The sequence below is a fragment of the Streptomyces sp. YS415 genome (assembly GCF_023544665.1).
Taxonomy (GTDB): Bacteria; Actinomycetota; Actinomycetes; order Streptomycetales; family Streptomycetaceae; genus Streptomyces.
On record NZ_JAMJFL010000020.1, the window covers coordinates 106,668 to 132,963 of the forward strand.

General features: G+C 72.8%; 24 protein-coding genes and 1 pseudogene. 16 read left to right on the forward strand and 9 right to left on the reverse strand.

Annotation, left to right across the window (positions count from 1 at the left end):
• Positions 1-192: 192 nt before the first annotated feature.
• The 3 genes and pseudogenes from M8H82_RS24395 to M8H82_RS24405 all read right to left on the reverse strand — a co-directional run.
• Positions 193-696, reverse strand: coding sequence for a nuclear transport factor 2 family protein (locus M8H82_RS24395; RefSeq protein WP_250077112.1), 504 nt, complete (start codon positions 694-696; stop codon positions 193-195).
• Positions 693-1,583 (reverse strand): dihydropteroate synthase, encoded by an 891-nt coding sequence (folP, locus tag M8H82_RS24400; protein WP_250077113.1) that lies wholly within the window; start codon positions 1,581-1,583, stop codon positions 693-695. Before folP ends, M8H82_RS24395 begins: the two co-directional genes overlap by 4 nt.
• A 141-nt stretch (positions 1,584-1,724) precedes the next feature.
• Positions 1,725-2,924, reverse strand: a pseudogene (locus M8H82_RS24405) (phosphatidylglycerol lysyltransferase domain-containing protein); the annotation flags it as partial.
• Between the two features lie 277 nt (positions 2,925-3,201).
• Between M8H82_RS24405 and M8H82_RS24410 the strand changes: the two are divergent.
• Positions 3,202-4,806 (forward strand): hypothetical protein, encoded by a 1,605-nt coding sequence (locus M8H82_RS24410; RefSeq protein WP_250077115.1) that lies wholly within the window; start codon positions 3,202-3,204, stop codon positions 4,804-4,806.
• 29 nt (positions 4,807-4,835) lie between these two features.
• Here M8H82_RS24410 and M8H82_RS24415 read toward each other — a convergent pair whose 3' ends face one another.
• Both M8H82_RS24415 and M8H82_RS24420 read right to left on the reverse strand, forming a co-directional pair.
• Entirely contained in the window at positions 4,836-6,185 is a 1,350-nt protein-coding gene (locus M8H82_RS24415; protein WP_250077117.1) for a PH domain-containing protein, read from the reverse strand.
• A complete protein-coding gene (locus M8H82_RS24420; protein ID WP_250077118.1) occupies positions 6,182-6,709 on the reverse strand; it encodes a PH domain-containing protein in 528 nt (175 codons plus the stop codon). Before M8H82_RS24420 ends, M8H82_RS24415 begins: the two co-directional genes overlap by 4 nt.
• Before the next feature lie 31 nt (positions 6,710-6,740).
• On the opposite strand from M8H82_RS24420, the gene M8H82_RS24425 reads away from it, so the two are divergent.
• Positions 6,741-7,889 (forward strand): NADH-quinone oxidoreductase subunit D, encoded by a 1,149-nt coding sequence (locus M8H82_RS24425; protein WP_250077120.1) that lies wholly within the window; start codon positions 6,741-6,743, stop codon positions 7,887-7,889.
• On the opposite strand, the gene M8H82_RS24430 is transcribed toward M8H82_RS24425, so the two are convergent.
• Positions 7,854-9,002, reverse strand: coding sequence for an SAM-dependent methyltransferase (locus M8H82_RS24430; protein WP_250077122.1), 1,149 nt, complete (start codon positions 9,000-9,002; stop codon positions 7,854-7,856). The two genes, M8H82_RS24425 and M8H82_RS24430, sit on opposite strands and share 36 nt — an antisense overlap.
• A gap of 118 nt (positions 9,003-9,120) precedes the next feature.
• On the opposite strand from M8H82_RS24430, the gene M8H82_RS24435 reads away from it, so the two are divergent.
• Both M8H82_RS24435 and M8H82_RS24440 read left to right on the forward strand, forming a co-directional pair.
• A complete protein-coding gene (locus M8H82_RS24435; RefSeq protein ID WP_250077130.1) occupies positions 9,121-10,323 on the forward strand; it encodes a sensor histidine kinase in 1,203 nt (400 codons plus the stop codon).
• A gap of 64 nt (positions 10,324-10,387) precedes the next feature.
• Positions 10,388-11,059 carry a response regulator transcription factor gene (locus tag M8H82_RS24440; RefSeq protein ID WP_250077132.1) on the forward strand — a complete coding sequence of 224 codons (672 nt, stop codon included), beginning with the start codon at positions 10,388-10,390 and terminating at the stop codon, positions 11,057-11,059.
• Positions 11,060-11,069: 10 nt separating this feature from the next.
• Here the strand turns inward: M8H82_RS24440 and M8H82_RS24445 are convergent, their stop codons facing one another.
• On the reverse strand, positions 11,070-12,176 hold the full coding sequence (locus tag M8H82_RS24445) for a DUF5937 family protein (RefSeq protein WP_250077134.1): 1,107 nt from the start codon (positions 12,174-12,176) through the stop codon (positions 11,070-11,072).
• 130 nt (positions 12,177-12,306) lie between these two features.
• Between M8H82_RS24445 and M8H82_RS24450 the strand changes: the two genes are divergently transcribed.
• Positions 12,307-12,510, forward strand: a complete 204-nt coding sequence (locus M8H82_RS24450) for a hypothetical protein (RefSeq protein ID WP_250077135.1) — start codon at positions 12,307-12,309, stop codon at positions 12,508-12,510.
• On the opposite strand, the gene M8H82_RS24455 is transcribed toward M8H82_RS24450, so the two are convergent.
• The gene (locus M8H82_RS24455; protein ID WP_250077137.1) at positions 12,500-13,693 is read right to left on the reverse strand and encodes a low specificity L-threonine aldolase; all 1,194 of its coding nucleotides are present in this window, start codon (positions 13,691-13,693) and stop codon (positions 12,500-12,502) included. The genes M8H82_RS24450 and M8H82_RS24455 overlap by 11 nt on opposite strands.
• Positions 13,694-13,878: 185 nt before the next feature.
• Between M8H82_RS24455 and M8H82_RS24460 the strand changes: the two genes are divergently transcribed.
• The 10 genes from M8H82_RS24460 to M8H82_RS24505 all read left to right on the forward strand — a co-directional run bounded on the left by M8H82_RS24460 (position 13,879) and on the right by M8H82_RS24505 (position 22,658).
• A complete protein-coding gene (locus M8H82_RS24460) occupies positions 13,879-14,799 on the forward strand; it encodes a Rossmann-like and DUF2520 domain-containing protein (protein ID WP_250077138.1) in 921 nt (306 codons plus the stop codon).
• Positions 14,796-15,821: a pantoate--beta-alanine ligase gene (panC, locus tag M8H82_RS24465; RefSeq protein WP_250077140.1), complete on the forward strand. Its 1,026-nt coding sequence runs from the start codon at positions 14,796-14,798 to the stop codon at positions 15,819-15,821. Before M8H82_RS24460 ends, panC begins: the two co-directional genes overlap by 4 nt.
• The gene (locus M8H82_RS24470; RefSeq protein ID WP_250077141.1) at positions 15,818-17,530 is read left to right on the forward strand and encodes an L-aspartate oxidase; all 1,713 of its coding nucleotides are present in this window, start codon (positions 15,818-15,820) and stop codon (positions 17,528-17,530) included. Before panC ends, M8H82_RS24470 begins: the two co-directional genes overlap by 4 nt.
• A gap of 5 nt (positions 17,531-17,535) precedes the next feature.
• Positions 17,536-18,513, forward strand: a complete 978-nt coding sequence (gene nadC / locus M8H82_RS24475) for a carboxylating nicotinate-nucleotide diphosphorylase (protein ID WP_250077145.1) — start codon at positions 17,536-17,538, stop codon at positions 18,511-18,513.
• 15 nt (positions 18,514-18,528) lie between these two features.
• Positions 18,529-19,326, forward strand: coding sequence for a type III pantothenate kinase (locus M8H82_RS24480; protein WP_250077146.1), 798 nt, complete (start codon positions 18,529-18,531; stop codon positions 19,324-19,326).
• 764 nt (positions 19,327-20,090) lie between these two features.
• Positions 20,091-20,750 (forward strand): hypothetical protein, encoded by a 660-nt coding sequence (locus tag M8H82_RS24485; protein ID WP_250077167.1) that lies wholly within the window; start codon positions 20,091-20,093, stop codon positions 20,748-20,750.
• Between the two features lie 48 nt (positions 20,751-20,798).
• Positions 20,799-20,978: a hypothetical protein gene (locus tag M8H82_RS24490; protein WP_250077147.1), complete on the forward strand. Its 180-nt coding sequence runs from the start codon at positions 20,799-20,801 to the stop codon at positions 20,976-20,978.
• Positions 20,979-21,119: 141 nt separating this feature from the next.
• Positions 21,120-21,548, forward strand: a complete 429-nt coding sequence (locus tag M8H82_RS24495; protein WP_284049279.1) for a BlaI/MecI/CopY family transcriptional regulator — start codon at positions 21,120-21,122, stop codon at positions 21,546-21,548.
• 9 nt (positions 21,549-21,557) lie between these two features.
• Entirely contained in the window at positions 21,558-22,106 is a 549-nt protein-coding gene (locus M8H82_RS24500) for an amino-acid N-acetyltransferase (protein ID WP_250077148.1), read from the forward strand.
• Positions 22,107-22,322: 216 nt separating this feature from the next.
• Positions 22,323-22,658 carry an Lsr2 family protein gene (locus tag M8H82_RS24505; protein WP_250077149.1) on the forward strand — a complete coding sequence of 112 codons (336 nt, stop codon included), beginning with the start codon at positions 22,323-22,325 and terminating at the stop codon, positions 22,656-22,658.
• On the opposite strand, the gene M8H82_RS24510 is transcribed toward M8H82_RS24505, so the two are convergent.
• On the reverse strand, positions 22,637-23,260 hold the full coding sequence (locus M8H82_RS24510; RefSeq protein WP_250077154.1) for an SCO3374 family protein: 624 nt from the start codon (positions 23,258-23,260) through the stop codon (positions 22,637-22,639). The genes M8H82_RS24505 and M8H82_RS24510 overlap by 22 nt on opposite strands.
• A gap of 432 nt (positions 23,261-23,692) precedes the next feature.
• Here M8H82_RS24510 and M8H82_RS24515 point away from each other — a divergent pair, with 432 nt between their 5' ends.
• Positions 23,693-26,221, forward strand: coding sequence for an ATP-dependent Clp protease ATP-binding subunit (locus M8H82_RS24515; RefSeq protein WP_250077158.1), 2,529 nt, complete (start codon positions 23,693-23,695; stop codon positions 26,219-26,221).
• Positions 26,222-26,296: the final 75 nt, after the last annotated feature.

Consider the following 26,296-nt stretch of genomic DNA (forward strand, 5'->3'; position numbering starts at 1 on the left):
ACACCGGCCTCGAACGAATCTACCTGCGGGCACTGACAGGGCCGTTGCACGGGGGCATGCGCCCGCGCCGGGCCCGGAGGTTTCATCGTGTGTTTCCCCCGGGGAATCCGGCGGCTCATGGGTTGGTAGCCGCCCCTACCCGGAGGCAGGTGATTCCAACCACGTGTTGGTCCCTGTGGGGCGCCTACCCACTCAGGAGGGGGTGTCGTCGCCTTCCTCCTCGTCGGTTTCGGCCAGCACGGGAGAGGCGTGGTGGGACCAGAGCTTCCAGCCGTGCGGGGTGCGGCGGAAGACGTTGGTGGCGACCACCAGCTGGCCGACGAGCGGGCCGAGCTCCTCACTGCCCTCGGGTGCGGGGCCGCCGCTGAGGATGTTCTCGGTGCAGGTGACGAGCGCGGTGTCGCCGGTGACCGAGACGTGCACATCGGTGAGGAAGAACTGGATGTAGTCGGTGTTCGCCATGATCAGCGCGTACGACCTGAGCACCTCGCCGCGGCCGGTGAGCACCGGCCAGCCGGGGTGCACGCAGGAGATCACGCCGCTGTCGGCCGGGTCGTGGTAGGTCTCGTCGACGCCGAGGTCGGCCGGGGTGAGCCAGAGGGAGGACAGTTCCTCGAAGTCGCCGCGCTCCACCGCCTCGTAGTAGGCGGTGTTCGCGGCCTCCACCTGCTCGACGTCGGTGTGGGGGGCGCTCACCGGGCTCCTTCGGGGGAGTGGGCGATGCCGCGCGCTCCTTCCACGGCGCGTGCGACCCGTACGGCGTCCGCCGTCGCGCGTACTTCATGCACGCGCACCGCCCATGCGCCCGCGTGCGCCGCGAGTGCGGAGACGGCAGCCGTGGCCGCGTCGCGCTCGCGGGCGGGCGGCGGGGCGCCCTCCGGCCCGGCCAGGACCCGGCCGAGGAAGCGCTTGCGGGAGGCGGCGACGAGCAGTGGGTGGCCGAGGCCGAGCAACCGGTCGAGGTGGGCGAGGAGGACGAGGTCGTGCTCGCCGTCCTTGGAGAAGCCCAGGCCGGGGTCGACGACGATGCGGTCGGGGGCGATGCCGCCGGCCAGCACGGCCTCCACGCGTGCGTGCAGTTCGTCCACGACTTCGGCGACGACGTCGTCGTAGACGCCCCTGACGTTGCCGCCTTCCAGGAAGCCGCGCCAGTGCATGACGACGAAGGGGGCGCCGGCGTCGGCGACGACCGGGATCATCGCGGAGTCGGCGAGGCCGCCGCTGACGTCGTTGACGAGGGCGGCACCGGCCGCGAGGGCCTGTTCGGCGACGGAGGCGCGCATGGTGTCGACGGAGACCGTGACGCCCTCGGAGGCGAGGCCGCGGACGACGGGGATGACGCGCTTGAGTTCCTCCGCCTCGTCGACGCGGGTGGCGCCGGGGCGGGTGGACTCGCCGCCGACGTCGACGAGGTCGGCGCCCTCGTCGACCAGGGCGAGGCCGTGCTTGACGGCCGCGGTGGTGTCGAACCAGCGGCCGCCGTCGGAGAAGGAGTCGGGCGTCACGTTCACGACCCCCATGACCGCGCAGCGGTCCCATTCAGGAAGGCCGGCCACGCGCCCGCGTCCGCTCTGCTTGCTCATATGTTCAGCGTAGGCCCCGGGGCAGGCCCGGGTGGTCGCGGGACCGGGCAGTGCGGTCCGGGCGGAAGCCCCGGGGACGGGGGGATGGGAGACTTCCGTCCGGACCTGTCTGGGTCACGCCGCGCGGGCGCGGGGGTGCGCGGCGGCGCTGCGGACACGGGCCGGTCCGGGGCCGCAGGCGTCACGTACGCCCCGTACCGGGGTGGGGTGACCGGCTCGCTCGATGCGCTGGGCCATCCGGCGCGCGGTGCGCATCGCGCGGCCGGTGAGCGGGAAATCCGCGGCGCCCACCACCGCCTCGTCGCCCGGTCCGAGGGCCCACAGGCCGGTCTCCCGGGTCCACACCTCGCCGCCGGTCGCGGAGCAGCCCTGCACGGCGGGGGTCCAGGAGTGGGCCTGGGCGATGTCCATGAAGCGTTCGATGGCGCCCGGCCAGGCCTCGATGTCGCCCACGGGGTCGCCGCCGGCGAGCATGACGCCGGAGTCGACCCGATAGGTGACCGCGGCCCGGCCGCTGGGCGAGAAGACGACGGCGTGGTCCCGGCGGATCGTCAGGGAGCCGCCGTGCTTGGCCAGCAGGGCCCTCAGGCGTGCCTCGTCCTCCTGGGGGAGCCGGGCGGCGGGGTGTTCGGGGCGCAGCGCGAGACGGACCGTGGTGACGGCGGTGAGCAGGCCGAGGGCGCCCAGGGAGACGGCGACGGTCCCCGAGGCGCCGCCCCGGTAGTCGACCGGGCCGTCGAGGCCGAACAGGCCGTACAGGACATGGGTGAGGCGGTCGGCCAGGCTCGGGTTGCCGACCAGGCTGCCCGGATGGGCGCTGACGACGACGAGCCCGAGGGCGAGTGAACCGGCGCCCATCAGGACGAGGTTGGCCAGGGCCAGCCAGCGGCTGCGCGGGTCGGGCAGGGCCGTGAACCGGTCGCGGTGGCGCAGCAGGACGGTCAGCAGGACGAGCGAGAGGACGGCGCCGAGCGGGGAGTGGCGGTACGCGAACTGGGCCAGGGCGCCTGCCGGGAGCAGGATGACCGCGGCCCGCCAGGCCCGGTGCTTGCCGCGCCGGAGACCGTGGGCGAGCAGCAGCAACAGCACGCCGGCGCCGAGCGAGAAGGCGGCCGCGAACGGTCCGAACGCGCCCGGCAGCACGTCGGCGAGGGGGTGGGTACGGCTGTGCCGTAAGCGCGGGAGGACGCCCGCGGCGATGTCCAGGAGGCCGATGAGGACGCAGGCTTGGCCGGCGACGAGCGGCACCGCCTCGGGGCGCGGGCCGCGCAGCAGCCGGCGCACGCGGCCGGGTCGCCGTGGAATCCCGCCCGGCACTTCCTCAACTGTCCTGACAGGCATCGCGTCCCGTGGTTCTGCGAGTGAGCTCGGATCCGGTGCCGATTCGGGCGTCCGGCGACATTGCGCCCTCTAGGACGGTGTCTTGGGGGAGGAGGTTCACTCACCTCGCCAAAGCCCGTTCCGCGGTGGTGGAAAGGGGCGGTCGCGGGGCGGTGCGGACGGGTCCGTCGTACTGAATGATCTTGGTGCGGCCCGGAATTCCGTGAACGCTTCGGGATGGCTGTGTTTTTACGGGGCGGGGCTCCACGATTCGCCTACGCGCGGTAAGTTTCTGGCCATGCCACGTGGACGTCACCGCCATTCCCCGCCCTTGCACCGGCTGCTGCCCCCGTCGGCCATCGCGGGCGTCTCAGCCGTCTGCGCGCTCGGTCCCTGGGTGTTCTCGGAGCCGTGGGTGCTCCGGGGCCTGGCCGCGGCCGCAGCGGCCACGGCGGTCGTCGGCGCGGTCGTCATGCGCCACTGGGACACCCAGGCCGGCAAGCGGGTCGCCGACCTGACACGCGCGCGTGCGAGCGACGAGTGGCGCTTCGAGGAGCGGGTCGCCGAACTCGAGACCGACTTGGAGGAGTCGCGCGAGCTGCGCGGCAAGCTGGAGCAGCGGCTGCGCGCCAAGCGCGCGGAGCTGGCGGGGCTGCGCAACGAACACGCGGCGCTGCTGCGCCGGTACGCCACCGCCGAGACCGAGCGGGCCAGTGCCCTGGAGGGGCGCCGGCTGCTGGAGATAGAAGCGGTGGCGCCCGCGCGCGCGTTGCCGCCGGCGGTGCCGGTTGCTGAACCGGTTGCCGAGCCGGTCGCCGAGCCGGAGGCGGGGGCCGTGGCAGCCCCGGTCGCCGGGAGCGAGATTGGCACCGAGTCGGCCGAGCCGGTCACTCCCGCGGTCTTCTCGCCGGAGGGGTCGGGCCTGTTCCTGCGGGCGCGGGCGGCGCTGTCGAAGCTGGACGCGGAGGAGTCCCCGGCGGCGGACGGTGAGCCTGGAGGCGAGGGTCGGGGGACGGCCGACGTCCCGGCGGCGTCCGGCGGTGCGGGGGAGGCTGAAGTCCCGGCCGCGTCCGGCGATTCGGTGACGGTTGAAGCCCCCGCCGCGTCAGGCGGTCCGGTGCGGGCCGAAACTCCGGCCGCGTCCGGTGGTTCGGTTCACGCCGAAGTCCCGGCTCCGTCCGGCGGTTCGGTTGACGCCGAAGGCCCGGCTCCGTCCGTCGGTTCCGTGGAGGTCGAGGCTCCGGCCGCGTCCGGTGGTGCGGGGGAGGCCGAAGCACCCGCCGCCTCCGGTGGTCCTGCGACGGCCGAAGCACCCGCCGCTTCCGGTGGTCCGGTGACGGCCGAAGCCTCCGCCGCGTCCGGCGGTTCCGTGCAGCCGAACGCCCACGCCCCGGTGAAGGAGCCCGGCGGCGCGCAGGCCCAGGTGCCCGCGCAGAGCGGCAGCTCCTCGAACGACCGGGCCGTGCAGGCCGGTTCGGTCACGCAGGAGGACGAGGCGCAGGGGAAGCCCGAGGCGGCCGACGGGCAGGAGCACACGCGCGCGGCCGCCGTCACCCCGGGCAAGCCGGTGTTGCCCGCCCAGCAGCCCGCCGGACACTTCGTCGCGCCGACCGCGGTGGCCGTCGTTCCGTCGGCGCCCGTGCGGCGGCCGAGGGTCGAGGGTGGCTTCGACTTCTTCGGGACGCACAAGGACGAGGCGTCCTCCGGCCTGGAGGACATGCACAACGAGGACCTCGCCGACGTCGTCGGCCAGGAGGCGCTCGCCCTGCACAAGGCCGAGTCGGAGGCGCGGTTCAAGCCGGCCGGCGAGGACTCCCGGGGCGTCGGCCAGGTCATCGACCTGACGGCGCACGACGAGACGGAGCAGATCGACGTACAGGGGCTGCGCAGCGCGGCGTCCTGACGGTTCCCACGGCGGAGCAAGGGGTCGGCCTAACGGTCGGCCCCTTCCGTCATCCAGCGGTCCGGACGCGCGTCCCGCCGCCCCGTGCGCGACCGTTCGGCCTGGGCGCCGAGCAGCGCCGCCGCCTCTTCGGCGTCCCGCAGGCGGGCCGTGACGGTCTTGTCGGCCCCGGTGTCCACATGGACGTCGGCGAGGCCCAGCGCGCGCTGCCAGGGCCCCTGCTTCAGCCGTACGCTCTGCACCTTCGCGTGCGGCACCAGCGCCAGACTGCGCCGCAGCAGCCCCTCGTGCGCGGCGAACACGGAGTCGGTGACGACCAGGCCGTAGCCCCGCCACCACACGGGCACGCACCAGCGGGCGCGCCGCGGCGACCGGGACAGCGCCGACTCCGGCGGCACGGTCACCCCGGGCAGCACGCGCGCGATGACGGCCTCGGCGACCTCACGCGGGGCGACCGGCACCAGCACGGAGTTCGAGGACCCCGCCACGTCCAGCTCCACCCGCACCCACCCGCGCCGCCGCCACAGCAGCGGCCGCACGACCCGTACCGTCTGCACCCGCCCCGGCGGCACCGTCTCGTGGACGCGGTCCAGCAGGCCCCGGTCGATGCGCAGGCCGTCGGGGGAGTCGGCCACCGTCCAGTCGTACTCCGCGACGAACCGGCCCACGCTGTTCGCGCCCGCCGCGCCGAGCAGCGGCAGGGCGGCGGCCAGGACCGTCCACACGCTGTGGGTGGCGAGCCAGAGCACCGGCGGTACGACGAGGACGGCGGCCAGGGTGCCCCAGGTGGCGCCCGTCAGCACGAGGGAGAGCGCGAGCTCCCGCGACGGCGTCCGCAGCAGCTCGCGCGCCGGGGCCTCCCCGACCTCGTGCGCCGTCTCGGGCGCGAAACCGGCGGCGCGCGCGAGGAGTTCCGCGCGGAGCGCACGCGCCTCCTCCGCGCCGAGGAAGGCGAGCTCGTCCTTCTTGTCGGCGCCGACGACGTCGAGTTTGAGCTTGGCGACGCCCGCCACGCGCGCGAGGAGCGGCTGGCTGACGTCGATGGCCTGGATGCGCTCGAGCCGGATGTGCGCGGTGCGCCGGAAGAGCAGGCCGGTACGGATGCGCAGTTCGCTCTCGGTCACCGCGAAGTGCGTGAACCACCAGGTGAGGAAGCCGTACAGGGCGGCCGCCGGCACGGCGACGGCTATCACGAGCAGCAGCGTCGTCGTGGTCAGCCGGGTCAGCTGGCGCTGCGTCTGGTCGGGATCGTGCACCGCCCACCCGATGACCACGGCCACCGGCGCCCACGCCCGCCGCAGCGGCGTCACGGGATGCAGCCGCCGCTCGACCACCGGCGCCTTCCGCCGTACGGCGCCGTCGACGCCCGGGGTGGTCACAGCCCCGCCGATCGGGCCTCGCCGAGTTCGGTGAGCCGGTCGCGCAGCCGTTCCGCCTCGGCCGGGTCCAGGCCGGGAATGGTCGCGTCGGTGGCCGCGGCCGCGGTGTGCAGCTGGACGCTGGCCAGACCGAAGTGCCGCTCGACGGGCCCGGAGGTGACCTCCACCAGCTGCATGCGCCCGTACGGCACCACGGTCTCCTCGCGCCACAGCACGCCCCGGCTGATCAGCAGGTCGTCGGCGCGCTCGGCGTAGCGCCAGGAGCGCCAGTTGTGGCCGAGCATCACCCAGCCCCAGACGCCCGCGGCGAGGGGCAGCAGCGCGAAGGCGGCCCACGCGGGACCGGCGAGCAGGCCCAGCAGCACGGCGAGGCCGACCGTCAGCAGGCCCAGCCACACCACCAGCAACAGGCGCCGCATGCGCAGCAGCCCCGGGGGCAGTCCGGTCCACACCGGCTCGTGCTCCGCTGAAGCGGCCCCCCTTTGCCCGGTATGCACCGCGTTTTCCTGGCTCCCCGTCTCCATACGGCCAGCCTACGTAGGAGAGACTGTGTCCATGCCTACGACGCAGACCACGGTCGGTATCGGCGGAGCCGCGGAGAGCACCGACATGGTGCTCAACATCGGGCCCCAGCACCCGTCCACGCACGGCGTGCTGCGCCTGCGGCTCGTCCTGGACGGTGAACGCATCATTTCCGCCGAGCCGGTGATCGGCTACATGCACCGCGGCGCGGAGAAGCTCTTCGAGGCGCGCGACTACCGCCAGATCATCATGCTCGCCAACCGCCACGACTGGCTGTCTGCCTTCTCCAACGAACTGGGCGTCGTCCTGGCCGTCGAGCGCATGCTCGGCATGGAGGTGCCCGAGCGGGCGGTGTGGACCCGGACCCTGCTCGCCGAGCTCAACCGGGTGCTCAACCACCTGATGTTCCTCGGCTCGTACCCGCTGGAGCTGGGCGGGATCACCCCGATCTTCTACGCCTTCACGGAGCGCGAGGAGCTCCAGCACGTGATGGAGGAGGTCTCCGGTGGACGCATGCACTACATGTTCAACCGGGTCGGGGGCCTGAAGGAGGACCTGCCCGCCGGGTGGGCCACGCGCGCGCGTGCCGTCGTCGCCGATGTGCGCTCCCGCATGGACCGGTTCGACGACCTGGTCCTCGGCAACGAGATCTTCCGCGGACGCACGCGGGGCGTGGGCGCCCTCGCGCCGGAGGCCGTGCACGCCTACGGCGTGAGCGGACCGATCGCGCGCGCCTCCGGCGTGGACTTCGATCTGCGCCGCGACGAGCCCTACCTCGCCTACGCGGAGCTCCAGGACACGCTCAAGGTGGTCACCCGCCAGGAGGGCGACTGCCTCGCCCGGTTCGAGTGCCTGCTGGAGCAGACCTACAACTCCCTCGACCTCGCCGACGCCTGCCTCGACCGGCTCGGGGAGCTGGCGCCCGGGCCGATCAACCAGCGGCTGCCGAAGGTCCTGAAGGCGCCCGAGGGACACACCTACGCGTGGACCGAGAACCCGCTCGGCATCAACGGCTACTACCTGGTCAGCAAGGGCGAGAAGACCCCGTACCGGCTCAAGCTCCGCTCGGCCTCGTACAACAACATCCAGGCGCTGGTGGAGCTGCTGCCCGGCACGCTGGTGGCGGACATGGTGGCGATCCTGGGGTCACTGTTCTTCGTGGTCGGCGACATCGACAAGTAGGCCGCCCAGGGCCGGGGCCCGGATGCCCACGGGCTGGAGCAGCCAGCCGAAGTCGCCGAGGCCGCCGGGTGCGGTGAGCTCGGCGGCCTCGCCGGCGGTCGCGAGGGCGCGTACGTAGGCCGCCGGTTGAGTCGTCGCGAGCGCGAGCGGGGGGCGTGCGGCTGTGAGGCCCAGGGCGCGCAGGGCGTCGCGCTGCGTGAGCAGGCGTGCGCCGGGGAGCTCGTACGCCGGTGCGTGCTCGTCCACGCCCGCGCGCGCATCGGTCTGCCTGCCTGAGCGCGCCTCCGTCTTCCCGTCCGAGCGCGCATCCGTCGTCCCGCCGGAGCGCTGCCCGGCCCGCGCGCACGCGTCCAGCGCCACATGCGCCGTGACATCGCAGGACCCGTCCGGCACCGGCGTCGTCCCGCGCCCCTCCCGGAACCCGGTCAGCGTGCCGAACAGCGGGCGCGCGTCCGCCGTGTGCGCATAGTCGACGGCCACCGCGAGCCCTTCCCCGACGGCCCCGACCGCCTCCGCCCACGCCTCGTCCCGGGGCAGCCCGATCTCGGCCCGCAGTCCCTCCTCCGGGGGCAGCGGCCACCACCGGGCGAGCCACTCCGCGTCCGCGCCGGCGACCGGCTCGCCGAGCCGTTCGGTGCCGTCGCGCCGGACGAGGACCCTGCGCGGTACGCCCTCGGCGTCGACCTCGGCGACCTCGACGGGCACGTTGTCCAGCCACTCGTTGGCGAAGAGCAGGCCCGTGACGCCCTGGGGCGGCTTCGGCAGCCACTCGATCCGGTGATCGAGTCCGGGCGGGCGGCCGGCCAGCTCGACGGCGTACCCGCGCGCGCGGGCGGCCACGTCGGAGGGGAGCGCGGCGAGGACCGCGGTGACCAGTTCGCCGCGGCCCGCGGCCATGTCCACGAAGTCGAGCGAGGGAGGCCGCCCGAGCGCCTCGTCGACCCGGCACAGCAGCCGGGCCACCGCCCCGGCGAACAGCGGCGAGGCGTGCACGGACGTACGGAAGTGCCCGGCCGGCCCCTCCGGCCTGCGGTAGAAGCCCCGCGGCCCGTACAGCGCCTCCTGAGCCGCCGCCCGCCACCCGAGCCATTCGTCGCCACCGTCTCGCGTCACGCGCCCAGGCTAAGGGCACAGGGGAGCGGGGCCTCCACCTTGCGGAGTACACGCGCTCCCCGCGGATCGGTCCTTCGGTTGACCCCTGCACACATCCCGCTTCCCTACGCTGGGTTACGTGCAACGCCTCTATGACTTCCTCCGCAGACACCCGACGTGGGTCGACGGCTTCTGGGCCGTCTTCTTGTTCGGGATCACCGTGGTGTCCGGGGTCGTGCAGCAGGAAGTGGAGCGCGTCGACCACCCGATCGCCGCCGTGCCGATCGCCCTGCTGCTGTCCCTGGTGATCGCACTGCGCCGGCGCATGCCGGAGAAGATGCTGGTCCTGGCCATCGCGCTCGGTGTGGCACAGCTCGTGCTGGACGTCGAGACCATGCCCGCGAACTTCGCCATGCTGGTGATCACCTACACCGTGGCCGCGAACGGCACCCGCTGGGCCTCCAGAACGGCGCTCGGTGTCGGCCTGTGCGCGGCTCCCCTGGCGCAGCTGCGCTGGCCGGAGAACGAGTCGAGCGCCCTCGGCACCGTCGCGATCATGATCTTCACCTCGGTGCCGTTCGCGCTGGCCTGGGTGCTCGGTGACTCGATACGCACCCGGCGCGCGTACTTCGCGCAGCTCGAGGAGCGCGCGAGCCGGCTCGAGAAGGAGCGCGAGGCGCAGGCCAAGGTCGCGGTCGCCGCCGAGCGCGCCCGGATCGCCCGCGAGCTGCACGACGTGGTCGCGCACAACGTCTCGGTGATGGTGGTGCAGGCCGACGGCGCGGCCTACGTCCTTGACGCCGCCCCCGACCAGGCGAAGAAGGCCCTGGAGACGATCTCCTCCACCGGCCGCCAGGCCCTCGCCGAGATGCGCCGCCTGCTGGGCGTGCTGCGCACCGGTGAGCACCAGGAGGGCGGGGAGTACGTCCCGCAGCCCGACGTCGAGCAGATCGACGAGCTCGTCCAGCAGTGCCGCACCTCGGGACTGCCCGTCGACTTCAAGGTCGAGGGCACCCCCCGCCCGCTGCCGAGCGGGGTGGAGCTGACCGCGTACCGCATCGTGCAGGAGGCGCTCACCAACACCCGCAAGCACGGTGGCCCGAACGCGGGTGCGAGCGTACGTCTGGTCTACTTCGACGACGGCCTCGGCCTGCTCGTCGAGGACGACGGCAAGGGCGCCCCGCACGAGTTGTACGAGGAGGGCGGCGCCGACGGCCAGGGACACGGTTTGATCGGTATGCGAGAGCGGGTCGGCATGGTGGGGGGCACCCTGGACGCGGGCCCCCGCCCGGGCGGAGGATTCCGCATCAGCGCCCTGTTGCCGCTCAAACCGGTGCACTGAGACCGGCCATGAGCTGCGTTGACACCTGTAACGACCCCGTTCACGGACACGGAAGAGGACCCCGATGACGATCCGCGTAATGCTCGTCGACGACCAGGTGCTGCTGCGCACCGGGTTCCGGATGGTGCTTGCCGCCCAGCCGGACATGGAGGTCGTCGCGGAGGCGGGCGACGGCGTCGAGGCCCTCCAGGTGCTGCGGGAGACCGCGGTCGACGTGGTGCTGATGGACGTGCGCATGCCGAAGCTGGACGGGGTGGAGACCACCCGCCGGGTCTGCGCGGACGCCGATCCGCCGAAGGTGCTGATCCTGACCACCTTCGACCTCGACGAGTACGCCTTCTCCGGGCTGAAGGCGGGCGCCTCCGGTTTCATGCTCAAGGACGTGCCGCCCGGTGAGCTGCTCGCCGCCATCCGCGCCGTGCACAGCGGCGACGCGGTGGTGGCCCCCTCGACCACGCGTCGGCTGCTGGACCGCTTCGCGCCGATGCTGCCCAGCACCGGCAAGGAGCCGCAGTTCAAGGAGCTGGACCGGCTCACCGACCGCGAGCGCGAGGTGATGGTGCTGGTCGCCCAGGGGCTGTCCAACGGGGAGATCGCGGCCCGGCTCGTGCTGTCGGAGGCGACCGTCAAGACGCACGTGGGCCGCATCCTGACCAAGCTCGGGCTGCGGGACCGGGTGCAGGTGGTGGTCCTCGCCTACGAGACGGGGCTGGTGCGGGCCGGCGGACAGGGCTGAGCGGCGCCGGTCAGCGCAGCAGCGCCTCCAGGAAGTCGCCGCCCAGCCGGGCGACCGCCGTGACGTCCAGCTGGTGCAGGACGTAGCGCCCGCGCCGGCGGGTGGTGATCAGGCCCGCCTTCTTCAGCACGCCCAGGTGCCGGGATATCTCGGGCGCGGTCATGCCGTGGATCTGCACGAGCTCGCTCGTGGTGTAGGTGCTGCGGGCGAGGTTGCGGCACAGCTGCATGCGGACGGGGTGGGACAGCGCGCTCATGCGCAGGACCAGCTGGTCGACCGAGGGCGGCGCGGTGAGCTCGGGGGAGCCGACCGGGTAGTGCAGCACCGGCTGCCAGCCGTGCCGGTGCAGCACCATCAGATGCGGCCAGCCCAGGCTCGTCGGCACGAGCAGCAGGCTGCGGTGGCGGATGACGGTGTGGCCCTGGCGCAGCTTGTCGATGGTGATCCGGCCGCCGGCCTCGTCGAGGGTGACCGCGGCGGACACCGAGGTCAGCGCCTCGGCGAGCCCTTTGTGCCGCATCAGGTCGGTCCGGTGCCGGGCGTCGGCGGCGAGCTGGTGCCGCGTGCGGTGCCAGACGTCCGCGAAGAACGCCTCCTCGCAGTCCGTCAGGAACTGCCGCAGCCAGGCCCGGATCCGCGGTGGATCCTCCAGCAGCCGGTTGGTGAACCGCAGTTGCTGCGGCCCGCGCGCGGCGGCCAGCTCCGCGGCGCGGCGGCGCAGCTCGGGGTCGTCGAGCGCGGAGGGGCCCGGGGTGGTGTACGGCAGCGCGCAGGTGAACTCCAGGGCGGCGTCCACGAACTGCTCGTCCGTCAGCTTGTCCAGCAGGTCCAGGTCCTCGGCGAGGGTGCCGCCCGGGAGGGTGGGCCCGGCGGGGATGCCGGCGCAGGGCAGGAACAGGTCCGAGAACGTCGTACGCCACAGGAAGTCGGCCTCGCACATCCGGTCGGCCAGATGCGGGTCGAGGGCCGCGGTGACGCTCGTGGCCCAGCCCTGCAGGCCCGGGTGGTGGGCCGGCTCGGACAGCGCGTGCAGCGCCATGCCGAGTTCGGCCAGGGGCGAGGGAACGACGGCGACCCTCTCCGGCCGCAGCCCCGCGATGTCGATGCTCACGCTCATGCCCTCATGGTGCACCCGGCCACTGACAACGCCGCCGTCGATTGACGCCCGCCGTCAATCGGCGCGACCCCGCCGCGCGAGCGGCGCAGGCTGGTGGGACCGGCCTTCCGTCCCGAAGAGGTGAACCGCCATGAACGTCACCCAGCAGTACCTCCTCGACACCTACCGCGCCCGGCAGCACGGCGAGCCCGCCCCGCCCGCACCCGGCGCGCACGACCGGCAGACCGTACGGGCCTGGCGCGAGGAACGCCGTTTCCGGGCCGTTCTCGCCGGGCGCCCGGTGTCGGGCCCGCCCTGGCGGTCCCTGGGCCGGCGGCTGTGGCCTAGCCGCTGATCACCTCCTCCAGCCGCGCCACGAACTCCGCGACCGCCCCGCGCACGTCGTGGGCCGTCCAGGACAGGCCCGCCGCCCGTACGTCGATCTCCGTGACCGCGAGGCCCGGGCCCGGAGCGGCCCAGGGGCGGGCGAACAGCAGCGTCCGGGTCTCCTCGGTGTGCCGGACCGCCGCCTCGGCGACGACATCGGCGTCGTACGGCAGCCAGAGCTGGAACTCGTTGGTGTGCGGCTCCTCGGGGTGGACGCGGGCCCAGGGCAGCCCGGCCGCCGCGAACCCCTCGCGCAGCGCGCCCGCCACCACGCGCGCGTGCCGCACGTAGTCGGGCAGCCGGGGCAGCTCCCGCTCCAGGCCGACGAGCGCCGCCAGCGCGGTCGGGAACTGCTGGAAGACGGTGCCGCCGTACCGGTGCCGCCAGGCCTTCATCTCCTCCACGAGCGTCCGGGGCCCGGCGACCGCGGCGCCGCCGTAGCCGTCGAGGGACTTGTAGAACGAGACGTAGACGCTGTCCGCGAGGTCCGCGATCTCGTCCAGGGGGCGCTCGAAGTGGACCGTGGCCTCCCACAGGCGGGCGCCGTCGAAGTGCACCACCGCCTCGCGCTCCCGCGCCACCTCCACGACCTCGGTGAGCTCCTGCCAGGACGGCAGCACGAAACCGGCGTCGCGCAGCGGCAGTTCCAGCATCAGCGTGCCGAAGGGCTCGTCGAGGCCGCGCACGTCGTCGGCCGTGGGCGGCCTCGGGTCGCTCGTGACCCTGACCGGGCGCAACCCGCTGACCTGGCTGAAGGCGTTGCGCTCATGCACCTCCGGATGGGCCAGCGCGTGCAGGGCGACGGCCGGGTTCCCGGTCCGGCCCGCCCAGCAGCGCAGGGCCACCTGCTGGGCCATGGTGCCGGTGGGGAAGAACGCGGCGGCCTCCTTGCCGAGCAGGCCGGCGACCTTGTCCTCCAGGGCCTCGACGACGCCGTCGCCGTACATGTCGGCCGGCTGGTCCAGGTCGTACACGTCCGCCGCCTGCTCCAGCAGCGCGAGCCGCTCCCGGAGCGTGCGCAGGGCACCCCCGCGCCCCAGCGCGCGCTCCGCGCTGTGGGACGCGGAGATGCGCCGCTCCCTGAGACGCCTGCGCCGTTCGGTCTCCGGGATCTGCCCGCCGTGTTCCGTCGTCTCCGCCGCTTCACTCATGCGCGGATGATGTCGTGCCCCGCCGCACAGGGGCACTCGCTTTTCGGTACGCGTTCCTCCGTGCCCCTCGGCTCACAAAAACCCACAGCCTGTGGACAACCGACCGCCCCTGGAACCGATCGCGTTAACATGACGAGAAATCGTCCGGTACCCGGAGCGGACTGGAACGGGAAGGCCGCCGTCGCGTGAGTACAAGCCAACAGCCAGATCCGAAGGACCGCCCAGCGCGGCTCACCGTCGGCGTCGTCGGCGCCGGCCGGGTGGGCCCCGCGCTCGCCGCGTCCCTCCAGCTCGCCGGACACCGGCCCGTGGCCGTCTCCGGGGTCTCCGACGCCTCCCGGCGGCGCGCCGCGCAACTGCTCCCCGACGTGCCCCTCGTGCCGCCCGCCGAGGTCCTCGAGCGGGCGGAGCTGGTGCTGCTGACCGTCCCCGACGACGCCCTGCCCGGCCTCGTCGCCGGACTGGCCGAGACCGGCGCCGTACGGCCGGGCCAGCTGCTGGTGCACACCTCCGGGCGGTACGGCGCCCAGGTCCTCGACCCCGCCCTGCGCGCGGGCGCCCTTCCGCTGGCCCTGCATCCGGCGATGACGTTCACCGGCACCCCCGTGGACGTCCAGCGGCTGGCCGGCTGCTCCTTCGGCGTCACCGCCCCCGCGGAACTGCGCCTGGCCGCCGAGGCCCTCGTCATCGAGATGGGCGGCGAGCCGGAGTGGATCGCCGAGGACATGCGGCCGCTCTACCACGCGGCCCTCGCCCTGGGCGCCAACCACCTGGTGACGCTGGTCGCGCAGTCCATGGAGCTGCTGCGCGCGGCCGGTGTGGAGGCCCCCGACCGGATGCTCGGCCCGCTCCTCGGCGCCGCTCTCGACAACGCCCTGCGCTCCGGTGACGCCGCTCTGACCGGCCCCGTCGCGCGGGGGGACGCGGGCACCGTCGCCGCGCACGTCACCGAGCTGCGCCGGCACGCCCCGCAGGCCGTCGCCGGGTATCTCGCGATGGCCCGCGCGACCGCCGACCGCGCGCTCGCCCACGGGCTGCTCAAGCCGGAACTCGCGGAAGACCTGCTGGGAGTGCTCGCCGACAGCGCCAAGGGAGAAGCGGGATGACCATCACCCTGCTGCGCACCGCCGCCGACCTGTCCGCACGCACGCGTACGGGCAGGCGCGCGGTCGTGATGACCATGGGCGCCCTGCACGAAGGCCACGCCACCCTGGTCCGCTCCGCGCGCGAGCTCGCCGGACCGGCCGGCGAGGTCGTGGTGACCGTCTTCGTCAATCCCCTCCAGTTCGGCGCGGGCGAGGACCTCGACCGCTATCCGCGCACCCTGGAAGCCGACCTGAAGATCGCCGAGGAGGCAGGCGCGGACGTCGTGTTCGCCCCCTCGGTCGACGAGGTCTACCCGGGCGGCGAACCGCAGGTGCGGGTCAGCGCGGGCCCCATGGGGGAGCGGCTGGAGGGCGCCGCGCGCCCCGGCCACTTCGACGGCATGCTCACCGTCGTCGCCAAGCTGCTCCACCTCACCCGCCCCGACGTCGCGCTCTTCGGCCAGAAGGACGCCCAGCAGCTCGCCCTGATCCGCCGCATGGTCCGCGACCTGAACTTCGGCATCGAGATCGTCGGCGTGCCCACCGTGCGTGAGGACGACGGACTGGCCCTGTCCAGCCGCAACCGCTATCTCTCGCCCGCCGACCGGCGCACCGCGCTCGCCCTGTCCCGGGCGCTGTTCGCCGGCCAGGACCGGCACGCGGCGCAGGAGGCGCTGCGCGCACGGGCCCGGGAAGTGCCCGCCACGCACGCGCGTGCCGAGGCGCTCAGCGCCCTCGGGGAGTCCCGCGCCGCCGCCGACACCCACGCCGTCGCCAAGGCGGCACCGGCCGGCGTCGCCAAGGCGGCCCCGGCCGGCCCGGCCGCGGTCCGGGCCGCCGCCCGCCTGGTCCTGGACGAGGCCGCCCGGCTGAACCCGCCGCTCGTGCTGGACTACCTCGCCCTCGTCGACCCTGACGACTTCACCGAGATCGACGACGACTTCACCGGCGAGGCCGTCCTCGCGGTCGCCGCCCGGGTCGGGACGACCCGGCTGATCGACAACATCCCCCTCACCTTCGGAACCTTCGGAGCCGCCTCGTGACCAGCACAGGCATACGACTGCACGCGCCCGCGCCCGGGTGGTCCATCGACGCGGACGTGGTGGTCGTCGGCTCCGGCGTCGCCGGGCTGACCGCGGCCCTGCGCTGCGAGGCCGCCGGTCTGACGACGGTCGTCGTCACCAAGGCCCGCCTCGACGACGGCTCCACCCGCTGGGCGCAGGGCGGCATCGCCGCGGCCCTCGGCGAGGGCGACACCCCCGAGCAGCACCTGGCCGACACCCTGGTGGCCGGCGCCGGGCTGTGCGACGAGGACGCGGTACGCCTCCTGGTCACCGAGGGCCCGGACGCCGTGCGCCGCCTGATCGAGACGGGCGCCCACTTCGACGAGTCGGAGGAGGGCGGCCTGGAACTCACCCGCGAGGGCGGCCACCACCGGCGCCGGATCGCGCACGCGGGCGGCGACGCGACCGGCGCGGAGATCTCCCGCGCGCTGGTCGAGGCGGTCCGCGCGAAGGGGCTGCGCACCATCGAGAACGCCCTCGTCCTGGACCTGCTCACGGACGCCGACGGCCGCACGGCGGGCGTGACCCTGCACGTCATGGGCGAGGGCCAGCACGACGGCGTGGGTGCCGTGCACGCCCCCGCGGTCGTCCTCGCGACCGGCGGCATGGGCCAGGTCTTCTCCGCGACCACCAACCCGTCGGTGTCCACCGGCGACGGCGTGGCGCTCGCCCTGCGTGCGGGCGCGGAGGTCTCCGACCTGGAGTTCGTGCAGTTCCACCCGACCGTGCTGTTCCTCGGCGCGGACGCCGAGGGCCAGCAGCCGCTCGTCTCCGAGGCCGTGCGCGGCGAGGGAGCCCACCTGGTCGACGCCGACGGCGTGCGCTTCATGGTCGGCCAGCACGAACTGGCCGAACTCGCGCCCCGGGACATCGTCGCCAAGGGCATCATGCGCCGGATGCAGGAGCAGGACGCCGAGCACATGTTCCTCGACGCCCGGCACTTCGGCGCCGGGATGTGGGAGCACCGCTTCCCGACGATCCTCGCCGCCTGCCGCGCCCACGGCATCGACCCCGTCCACGAGCCCATCCCGATCGCCCCGGCCGCCCACTACGCCTCCGGGGGCGTGCGCACCGACTCCCAGGGCCGTACGACCGTGCCCGGCCTGTACGCCTGCGGCGAGGTCGCGTGCACCGGCGTGCACGGCGCGAACCGGCTCGCCTCCAACTCCCTCCTGGAGGGACTGGTCTACGCCGAGCGCATCGCCGCCGACATCGCGGCGGGCCACGCCGGGACCGGCCTCCACGCGCGGGTGCCGCACCCGGTGCCGTATCCGGAGGTGCCCGCGCATCCGCTGCTCGCCGCCGAGGCCCGTTTCGCCATTCAGCGGATCATGACCGAGGGCGCGGGCGTCCTGCGCTCCGCCGACTCCCTCACGCGGGCGGCCGAGCAGCTCCAGCGGCTGCACACCGACGCGCGTGAGGCCCTCGTCGAGAACGGCAAGACCGCGGAGCCCGGCGTCGACACCTGGGAGGCCACCAACCTCCTGTGCGTGGCGCGTGTCCTGGTCGCCGCCGCCGTGCTGCGCGAGGAGACGCGCGGCTGCCACTGGCGCGAGGACCGGCCCGAGCGCGACGACACGGAGTGGCGCCGCCACATCGTCGTACGGCTGAATCCGGACCGCACACTCGCCGTCCGCCCCACCGATACCGCAGACTTCCCCCCGACCCGGCAGCCCCAGGAGCAGTGACAGACGTGAGCACCCCCGACCTTCCCCTCGCCCAGGACGACGGCTGCGGCGACGGCTGCGCCTGCGGGGCGGACACCGACGAGACGTATCTGGAGTGCGGGCTCGACCCCGCGCTCGCGCAGCTCCTGATCGACGCGGGTCTGGACCCGCTGGAGATCGAGGACATCGCGAACGTCGCCATCCAGGAGGACCTGGACAACGGCGTGGACGTGACGACGGTCGCGACCATCCCCGAGGACGCGGTCGCCACCGCCGACTTCACCGCGCGCGAGGCCGGTGTCGTGGCCGGTCTCCGGGTCGCCGAAGCGGTGATCTCCGTGGTCTGCACCGACGAGTTCGAGGTCGAGCGGCACGTGGAGGACGGCGACCGGGTCGAGGCCGGGCAGAAGCTGCTGTCGGTCACCACGCGCACCCGTGACCTGCTGACCGCGGAGCGCAGCGCGCTGAACCTGCTGTGCCGCCTCTCCGGCATCGCCACCGCCACCCGCGCGTGGGCGGACGCCCTGGAGGGCACCAAGGCACGCGTGCGGGACACCCGCAAGACCACGCCCGGGCTGCGCGCCCTGGAGAAGTTCGCGGTCCGCTGCGGCGGGGGCGTGAACCACCGGATGTCGCTGTCCGACGCGGCCCTGGTCAAGGACAACCACGTGGTCGCCGCGGGCGGGGTCGCCCAGGCCTTCAACGCCGTGCGCGAGGCCTTCCCCGAGCTGCCCATCGAGGTCGAGGTGGACACCCTGCACCAGCTGCGCGAGGTGGTGGACGCGGGCGCCGATCTGATCCTGCTGGACAACTTCACGCCGGGGGAGTGCGAGGAGGCGGTGGCGCTGGTGCACGGCCGCGCGGCGCTGGAGGCGTCGGGCCGGCTGACCCTGGACAACGCGAAGGCGTACGCGGACACGGGCGTCGACTACCTGGCCGTCGGGGCGCTGACCCACTCCTCGCCGATCCTGGACATCGGGCTCGATCTGCGAGCGGCGGAGTAGGGAGCGGGACCGGCCATGCTGCTGACGATCGACGTAGGCAACACCCACACCGTCCTCGGCCTGTTCGACGGCGAGGACATCGTCGAGCACTGGCGCATCTCCACGGACGCGCGCCGCACCGCGGACGAGCTGGCGGTGCTGCTCCAGGGCCTGATGGGCATGCACCCGCTCCTCGGGGAGGAACTGGGCGACGGGATCGACGGGATCGCGATCTGCGCGACCGTGCCGTCCGTGCTGCACGAGCTGCGCGAGGTGACGCGGCGGTACTACGGCGACGTCCCGGCCGTGCTGGTCGAGCCCGGGGTCAAGACGGGGGTGCCGATCCTCACCGACAACCCCAAGGAGGTCGGCGCCGACCGGATCATCAACGCCGTGGCTGCCGTCGAGCTGTACGGCGGTCCCGCGATCGTCGTGGACTTCGGCACGGCGACGACCTTCGACGCGGTCAGCGCGCGCGGGGAGTACGTCGGCGGGGTCATCGCGCCGGGCATCGAGATCTCGGTGGAGGCGCTCGGGGTGAAGGGCGCCCAGCTGCGGAAGATCGAGGTCGCCCGGCCCCGGAGCGTGATCGGCAAGAACACCGTCGAGGCCATGCAGTCCGGGATCGTCTACGGGTTCGCCGGGCAGGTGGACGGGGTGGTCGGCCGGATGGCGCGGGAGCTGGCGGAGGATCCGGACGAGGTGACGGTGATCGCGACGGGCGGTCTGGCGCCGATGGTGCTGGGCGAGTCGTCGGTGATCGACGAGCACGAGCCCTGGCTGACGCTGATCGGGCTGCGGCTGGTCTACGAGCGGAACGTGGCCCGCATGTGACGGCACGCGGGTGTGCGGCGGGGTCGCGCAAGCGCGGGCCCACCGGGCGCCCCCTCCGCATGCGCGGCCCCATCCGGCGCCCCTCCGCATGCGCGGGCTCGCCGGGCGACGCCCCGGCACGCGCGGTCCCACCAGACGACTTCCCGGCACGGCGGCCCCGCCAGACGACTTCCCGGTACGGCGGACCCCCCGGGCTGCTTCCCGGCACGGGCGGCCCCATAACGCGACTCCCGGACCATGGCCCCAGCGGCCGACTCCCCGGGACCGCGGCCCCACCGGGCGACTCCTCGCATGCGTGCCCGCCGGGTGAGTCCCCGGCACGGCGCACCCACCGGGCTGCTTCCGGGCACGCGCGACCTCACCACCCGACTCCCCGGGACCGCGGCCCCAGCGGCCGACTCCTCGCATGCGTGCCCGCCGACCGACTCCACGGCGCGCACGGCCCCACCGGCCGACTCCCCGCAGGCGCGGGCCCACGGGGCAACTCCCCAACACACGCGGCCCCGCCGGCCGACTCCCCGCAGGCGCGGGCCCACCAGGCGATTCCCCCGCACCCGCGGCCCCACCCGGTAACGCCCCGCACTTGCGGACCCACCCGGCAACTCCCCGGACCCAGACCCAGACCCGGACCCGCAACCCGCACACCCGCCCCCCCCGGCGGCAACCGGGTGCACCCGTCGCGCCACGCCCGCCCCCTATGTCGAGTTTGTCTGATTAGCGCGTATCGTCGCCGCATGCCCACGCCATACGGATCCCGCGGCGGCATGGCGTTCGGTGTGGAGGAGCTGCGTGTGCTCCGCCGCGCGCTCGCTCTTGCCCTGAACCCCGACCCCGCCCCGGCCGAGGACGTCCAGGACTGTCTCTCCCTCGCCGACTCGCTGGACGAAGCGATGCGGGAGGGCGCCCGGCTGCGCGCCTTCCTGGTGGCCGACCTCGCCCGGTACCGCGCCGCCCTGCCCGGCACCGCAGCCGGCTACCTCACGCTCCTCGAGGAGGCCCTGAGCGCCGGATACCGGCCCGAGCCGGACGACCTCGCCGCCCTGCGCGCCCTGTGCGGCAACCCCGTCGCCGCCGCCCTGCTCAGCCGCTGCCAGGTCCTCGCCGAACAGGACGTACGGGCCCGTCTCGCGCGCGGTACCGGCCGCAGAGTCGCCACGGTCACCCCGAGCGTCCCGGCCTCCCGTACCCGCCTTCACGCCCTTCCTGGGGGCCTCTGGACCGCACCCGCCCCCGCCGCCGAACAGGACTCCGCCCAGCAGCCCGCGAAGAAGCCCGCGCCCCGGCCCGCCGAGAAGCCGGCCACCCCCGGCCCCGCCGCGCCGCAGCCGTCCCGCCGCCCCGTCCCCACCCCGGGCGAGGTCTTCCCCCGCCGCAAACCGGCCGAGCCCCCCGCCCAGCCGCCCCGGCAACTGGCCGCGGGCTGAGCGCCACCCCGGCCCCGGACCACCCGCTCCCCTCGCTACCCTGAAGTCATGGACTACGTCTCCGCGCTGCTGCCCCCCGTCGTCATGGCCGTGTTCTTCGCCGGGGTGATCCGGGTGATCGTGAAGACCCAGGGCGGCGCCAACAAGGCCAAGGAGGACGCCGTCGTGGACGCGGCGCTCGCCCGGGCCGAGGGGACCCGGCAGGCCTCCGCGCGGAGCGACGGCTGACCCAGGCACACCGTTCCCGGCGTACGACTCCTTCGGTTTCCGAGTCGTACGCCCTTTTTGTGTCTGTTTGCTGGTGAAAGCGCACGTCCGGCAGGCCAATCCCGGCATCTCCCACTATTGTGCTGAACTGTGCCTCGCCCATTGGGAGAACTCGAAGACGCGGTCATGACGCGGGTGTGGAAGTGGAACCGCCCGGTGACCGTTCGGGAAGTCCTTGAAGATCTTCAGCAGGAACGGTCCATCGCCTACACCACGGTGATGACCGTTTTGGACAATCTCCATCAGAAGGGCTGGGTGCGCCGCGAGGCCGAAGGCCGGGCCTATCGATATGAGGCGGTCTCCACGCGGGCCGCCTACGCCGCCGCCCTCATGAACGAGGCATGGTCGCAGAGTGACAACCCCGCCGCCGCCCTCGTCGCCTTCTTCGGGATGATGAGCGAGGAACAGCGAACCGCTCTGCGTGATGCCGTCCGCATCGCCCAAGGACCGGAACAAACCGAGCAAGGGGATACCCGCCCCGATACGGCCCCGGAGAACCCCGGCTCGGCGCCGGAGGCCGACGGGCGATAGCGTCCGCTCATGTCCGCACAGAGCTCACCGGCTCAGAGCCCCGAAGTCACCGCAAAAGCCCTCACCGTCCGCCGGGCCCGCACCAGCGATGTCCCGGCGGTGCGCCACCTCCTCGACGCGTACGTCCGCGGCGGCATCCTCCTCGACAAAGCCACGGTGACGCTTTACGAGGACATCCAGGAGTTCTGGGTGGCGGAACGTGACGACAACGCGGAGGTCGTCGGCTGCGGTGCCCTGCATGTGATGTGGGAAGACCTCGCGGAAGTCCGCACACTGGCGGTGAAGCCCGGACTGAAGGGCGCGGGCGTCGGTCACCAGTTGCTGGAGAAGTTGCTCCAGACCGCGCGTTGGCTCGGTGTTCGCCGCGTTTTCTGCCTGACCTTCGAAGTGGACTTCTTCGGCAAGCACGGCTTCGTCGAGATCGGTGAGACGCCGGTCGACACCGATGTGTACGCGGAGCTGATGCGTTCCTATGACGAGGGCGTCGCGGAGTTCCTCGGTCTCGAACGAGTGAAACCGAACACCTTGGGCAACAGTCGGATGCTTCTGCATCTGTGATCGCCGGGTAAGCCGAACCGGATCCCGGTGCCCTATGTCCGAAACGCGCATGTTTCCGGGCGGGGAGCGGGCTGTGAGTCTCTCCCAGGGGTTTGTGTTTTTCCAGCAAAAGCGGTTTGCTTTCCGACGTACTGCAGTACTGCATATAACAAGGGGACGGCGAAACGGCGGACGCCGCAGGGCCCAGCCCTCAAGTTATCGATGAAAGGAAATCCGGTGGCACAGAAGGTTCAGGTCCTTCTTGTCGACGACCTCGACGGCGGCGAGGCGGACGAGACCGTGACGTTCGCGCTGGACGGCAAGACGTACGAGATCGATCTCACGACTGCCAATGCGGACAAGCTCCGTGGCCTTCTCGAGCCTTACGTGAAGGGTGGTCGGCGTACCGGAGGTCGTGCTTCGGGCGGGCGTGGAAAGGCGCGTGCCGTGTCCGGCGGCAGCCAGGACACCGCCCAGATCCGCGCCTGGGCGAAGGAGAACGGTTACGAGGTCAACGACCGGGGCCGTGTTCCCGCGTCCATTCGCGAGGCTTATGAGAAGGCCAACGGCTGAGCGCATCCGCGGCGCAGCCGCAGCCGGTGGCACTGTGTGGCCACCGTGCCGAGGAGCCGTACGAGATCGGGGGCGCCCCCACCGCCCCCCAAGGCCGACAGCGTCGGCAGCGAGGCCTCGACCTCGCACCCCGGCTCGGGGGGCCGCAGCCAGACAGCGGCCCCCTGCGGCGTGCCGGCGCAGCCCCGGGCCGGCGGCCGTCCGCCGGCCGCCCCCGCCCCGGCGGGCTCCGGCGCCTCCATGACGCCGCCCTCGCCGGTCACCGACAGATCGAGCGCCAGCGCGCCCCACTCCAGCCAGGCCAGCACCCCGGGCAGCTCCTCCGCGCTGCCCGCGGCCACCAGCAGCCGCATCCGGTCGCCGCGCACCGCCACCGGAGACCCCGGCGCCAGATGACGCAGCGCCGCCCGGCCCGCCTCGGCCGGCACGTCCAGCACGTCGAAGCGCACCCCCAGCCGCAGCCCCAGCGGGCTCCCGGGCACCATCGGCCACCCCAGTTCGTTCTCGTACCAGTTCTCGTACCACCGGCGGACCTGATCGCTCGGATCGAGCGGCCGGCGGGGGGACGGGACCGTGGTGACCGGGGGAAGGGTGCCAACCATGCCAAGTGCAACCGTCCGGAGGGCCCCGGGGTTACGCTGTGTGGTCTTGTGTCTGCGCAGAGTGCCGCTGGAGGGGGCGTGCGGGGGTGCGGGGAGGAGCGAAGTTGTTCGCCCGTAGCGGAGGGGAGGGGGCTACGCGGCATGGACTGTCCGTGCCTGCGGGTAAGACATCCCTAGTGGGAGGGGGCGACACGCAGGACAGGGCGTCTCACGTTCGCCATCGGCGTACTGGCGAAGCGGGTAACTGCCTGGCCTGCGGGAACATCGTCTCGCACCATCGGGTTGGAGCAGATGTCGGCGTTAGCGGGGTCAGGAGGCCATCGACGGTGTCGGCAGTTGGAATGAGCGGTCCCCGCTTGCGGGACTAAGCTGCGGAAGGACAGGGAGGGGAAGTTCCCCCCACTGCCTGACCGCTCTGAGGAGCGATTAACGATGTTCGAGAGGTTCACCGACCGCGCGCGGCGGGTTGTCGTCCTGGCTCAGGAAGAAGCCCGGATGCTCAACCACAACTACATCGGCACCGAGCACATCCTCCTGGGCCTGATCCACGAGGGTGAGGGTGTCGCCGCCAAGGCCCTTGAGAGCCTCGGGATTTCGCTCGAGGCGGTCCGCCAGCAGGTGGAGGAGATCATCGGCCAGGGCCAGCAGGCCCCGTCCGGGCACATCCCCTTCACCCCCCGTGCCAAGAAGGTCCTGGAGCTGTCGCTCCGAGAGGCTCTTCAGCTGGGCCACAACTACATCGGCACGGAGCACATCCTGCTCGGCCTGATCCGCGAGGGCGAGGGCGTCGCCGCCCAGGTCCTGGTCAAGCTGGGCGCAGATCTCAACCGGGTGCGGCAGCAGGTCATCCAGCTGCTGTCCGGCTACTCCGGGGGCAAGGAGGCCGCCACGGCGGGCGGCCCGGCCGAGGGCACGCCCTCGACCTCCCTGGTCCTCGACCAGTTCGGCCGCAACCTCACCCAGGCGGCCCGCGAATCCAAGCTCGACCCGGTCATCGGGCGCGAGAAGGAGATCGAGCGGGTCATGCAGGTGCTGTCCCGCCGGACCAAGAACAACCCGGTCCTGATCGGTGAGCCCGGCGTCGGCAAGACCGCCGTCGTCGAGGGCCTCGCCCAGGCCATCGTCAAGGGCGAGGTGCCCGAGACCCTCAAGGACAAGCACCTCTACACCCTGGACCTCGGCGCCCTGGTCGCGGGCTCCCGCTACCGCGGTGACTTCGAGGAGCGCCTGAAGAAGGTGCTCAAGGAGATCCGCACCCGCGGCGACATCATCCTGTTCATCGACGAGCTCCACACCCTGGTGGGTGCGGGTGCCGCCGAGGGCGCGATCGACGCCGCCAGCATCCTCAAGCCGATGCTGGCCCGCGGTGAGCTCCAGACCATCGGTGCCACCACGCTCGACGAGTACCGCAAGCACCTGGAGAAGGACGCGGCCCTGGAGCGCCGCTTCCAGCCCATCCAGGTCGCCGAGCCGTCGCTGCCGCACACGATCGAGATCCTCAAGGGTCTGCGTGACCGGTACGAGGCCCACCACCGCGTCTCCATCACCGACGAGGCGCTGGTCCAGGCCGCCACCCTGGCCGACCGGTACATCTCGGACCGCTTCCTGCCGGACAAGGCGATCGACCTGATCGACGAGGCCGGTTCCCGGATGCGCATCCGCCGGATGACCGCGCCGCCGGACCTGCGCGAGTTCGACGAGAAGATCGCCGGTGTCCGCCGGGACAAGGAGTCCGCGATCGACTCGCAGGACTTCGAGAAGGCCGCTTCCCTGCGCGACAAGGAGAAGCAGCTCCTCGCCGCGAAGGCCAAGCGGGAGAAGGAGTGGAAGGCCGGCGACATGGACGTCGTCGCGGAGGTCGACGGCGAGCTGATCGCCGAGGTCCTCGCGACCGCCACCGGCATCCCGGTCTTCAAGCTCACCGAGGAGGAGTCCTCGCGGCTGCTCCGCATGGAGGACGAGCTCCACAAGCGGGTCATCGGCCAGGTCGACGCCGTCAAGGCGCTGTCGAAGGCGATCCGCCGTACGCGTGCGGGTCTGAAGGACCCCAAGCGTCCCGGTGGTTCGTTCATCTTCGCCGGCCCCTCCGGTGTCGGTAAGACCGAGCTGTCCAAGGCGCTCGCCGAGTTCCTCTTCGGCGATGAGGACGCGCTGATCTCCCTCGACATGTCGGAGTTCAGCGAGAAGCACACGGTCTCGCGTCTCTTCGGTTCGCCCCCCGGCTACGTGGGCTACGAAGAGGGCGGCCAGCTGACCGAGAAGGTCCGCCGCAAGCCGTTCTCCGTGGTCCTCTTCGACGAGGTCGAGAAGGCCCACCCGGACATCTTCAACTCGCTGCTGCAGATCCTGGAGGACGGTCGGCTGACCGACTCCCAGGGCCGGGTCGTGGACTTCAAGAACACGGTCATCATCATGACGACCAACCTCGGCACCCGGGACATCTCCAAGGGCTTCAACCTGGGCTTCGCGGCCTCGGGCGACAAGAAGACCAACTACGAGCGCATGAAGAACAAGGTCTCGGACGAGCTCAAGCAGCACTTCCGGCCCGAGTTCCTCAACCGCGTCGACGACGTGGTCGTCTTCCCGCAGCTGACCCAGGCCGACATCCTCGCGATCGTCGACCTGATGATCGGCAAGGTGGACGAGCGCCTGAAGGACCGGGACATGGGCATCGAGCTCTCCCAGTCCGCCAAGGAGCTGCTCTCCAGGAAGGGTTACGACCCGGTGCTGGGTGCGCGTCCGCTGCGCCGCACCATCCAGCGCGAGATCGAGGACACGCTGTCGGAGAAGATCCTCTTCGGCGAGCTGCGCCCCGGTCACATCGTGGTCGTGGACACCGAGGGCGAGGGCGAGACCCAGACCTTCACCTTCCGCGGTGAGGAGAAGTCGGCGCTGCCCGACGTCCCGCCGATCGAGCAGGCGGCCGGCGGTGCCGGACCGAACCTGAGCAAGGAGGCCTAGCCGCCGCGCTAGGGCTCGTACCAAAGGGGTTGCCCCGGGACCTGGTCCCGGGGCAACCCCTTTTTCATGCCCTGG

Bases quoted from the DNA above. Each gene is read 5' to 3' on its own strand.
- M8H82_RS24515 (WP_250077158.1), top strand. From the start codon at position 23,693: ATGTTCGAGAGGTTCACCGACCGCGCGCGGCGGGTTGTCGTCCTGGCT.
- M8H82_RS24445 (WP_250077134.1), bottom strand. From the start codon at position 12,176: ATGAGCGTGAGCATCGACATCGCGGGGCTGCGGCCGGAGAGGGTCGCC.
- M8H82_RS24510 (WP_250077154.1), bottom strand. From the start codon at position 23,260: ATGGTTGGCACCCTTCCCCCGGTCACCACGGTCCCGTCCCCCCGCCGG.
- M8H82_RS24410 (WP_250077115.1), top strand. From the start codon at position 3,202: ATGCCACGTGGACGTCACCGCCATTCCCCGCCCTTGCACCGGCTGCTG.
- M8H82_RS24500 (WP_250077148.1), top strand. From the start codon at position 21,558: ATGTCCGCACAGAGCTCACCGGCTCAGAGCCCCGAAGTCACCGCAAAA.
- M8H82_RS24480 (WP_250077146.1), top strand. From the start codon at position 18,529: ATGCTGCTGACGATCGACGTAGGCAACACCCACACCGTCCTCGGCCTG.
- M8H82_RS24485 (WP_250077167.1), top strand. From the start codon at position 20,091: ATGGCGTTCGGTGTGGAGGAGCTGCGTGTGCTCCGCCGCGCGCTCGCT.
- folP (WP_250077113.1), bottom strand. From the start codon at position 1,583: ATGAGCAAGCAGAGCGGACGCGGGCGCGTGGCCGGCCTTCCTGAATGG.
- M8H82_RS24490 (WP_250077147.1), top strand. From the start codon at position 20,799: ATGGACTACGTCTCCGCGCTGCTGCCCCCCGTCGTCATGGCCGTGTTC.
- M8H82_RS24420 (WP_250077118.1), bottom strand. From the start codon at position 6,709: ATGGAGACGGGGAGCCAGGAAAACGCGGTGCATACCGGGCAAAGGGGG.
- M8H82_RS24440 (WP_250077132.1), top strand. From the start codon at position 10,388: ATGACGATCCGCGTAATGCTCGTCGACGACCAGGTGCTGCTGCGCACC.
- M8H82_RS24455 (WP_250077137.1), bottom strand. From the start codon at position 13,693: ATGAGTGAAGCGGCGGAGACGACGGAACACGGCGGGCAGATCCCGGAG.
- M8H82_RS24450 (WP_250077135.1), top strand. From the start codon at position 12,307: ATGAACGTCACCCAGCAGTACCTCCTCGACACCTACCGCGCCCGGCAG.
- M8H82_RS24425 (WP_250077120.1), top strand. From the start codon at position 6,741: ATGCCTACGACGCAGACCACGGTCGGTATCGGCGGAGCCGCGGAGAGC.
- panC (WP_250077140.1), top strand. From the start codon at position 14,796: ATGACCATCACCCTGCTGCGCACCGCCGCCGACCTGTCCGCACGCACG.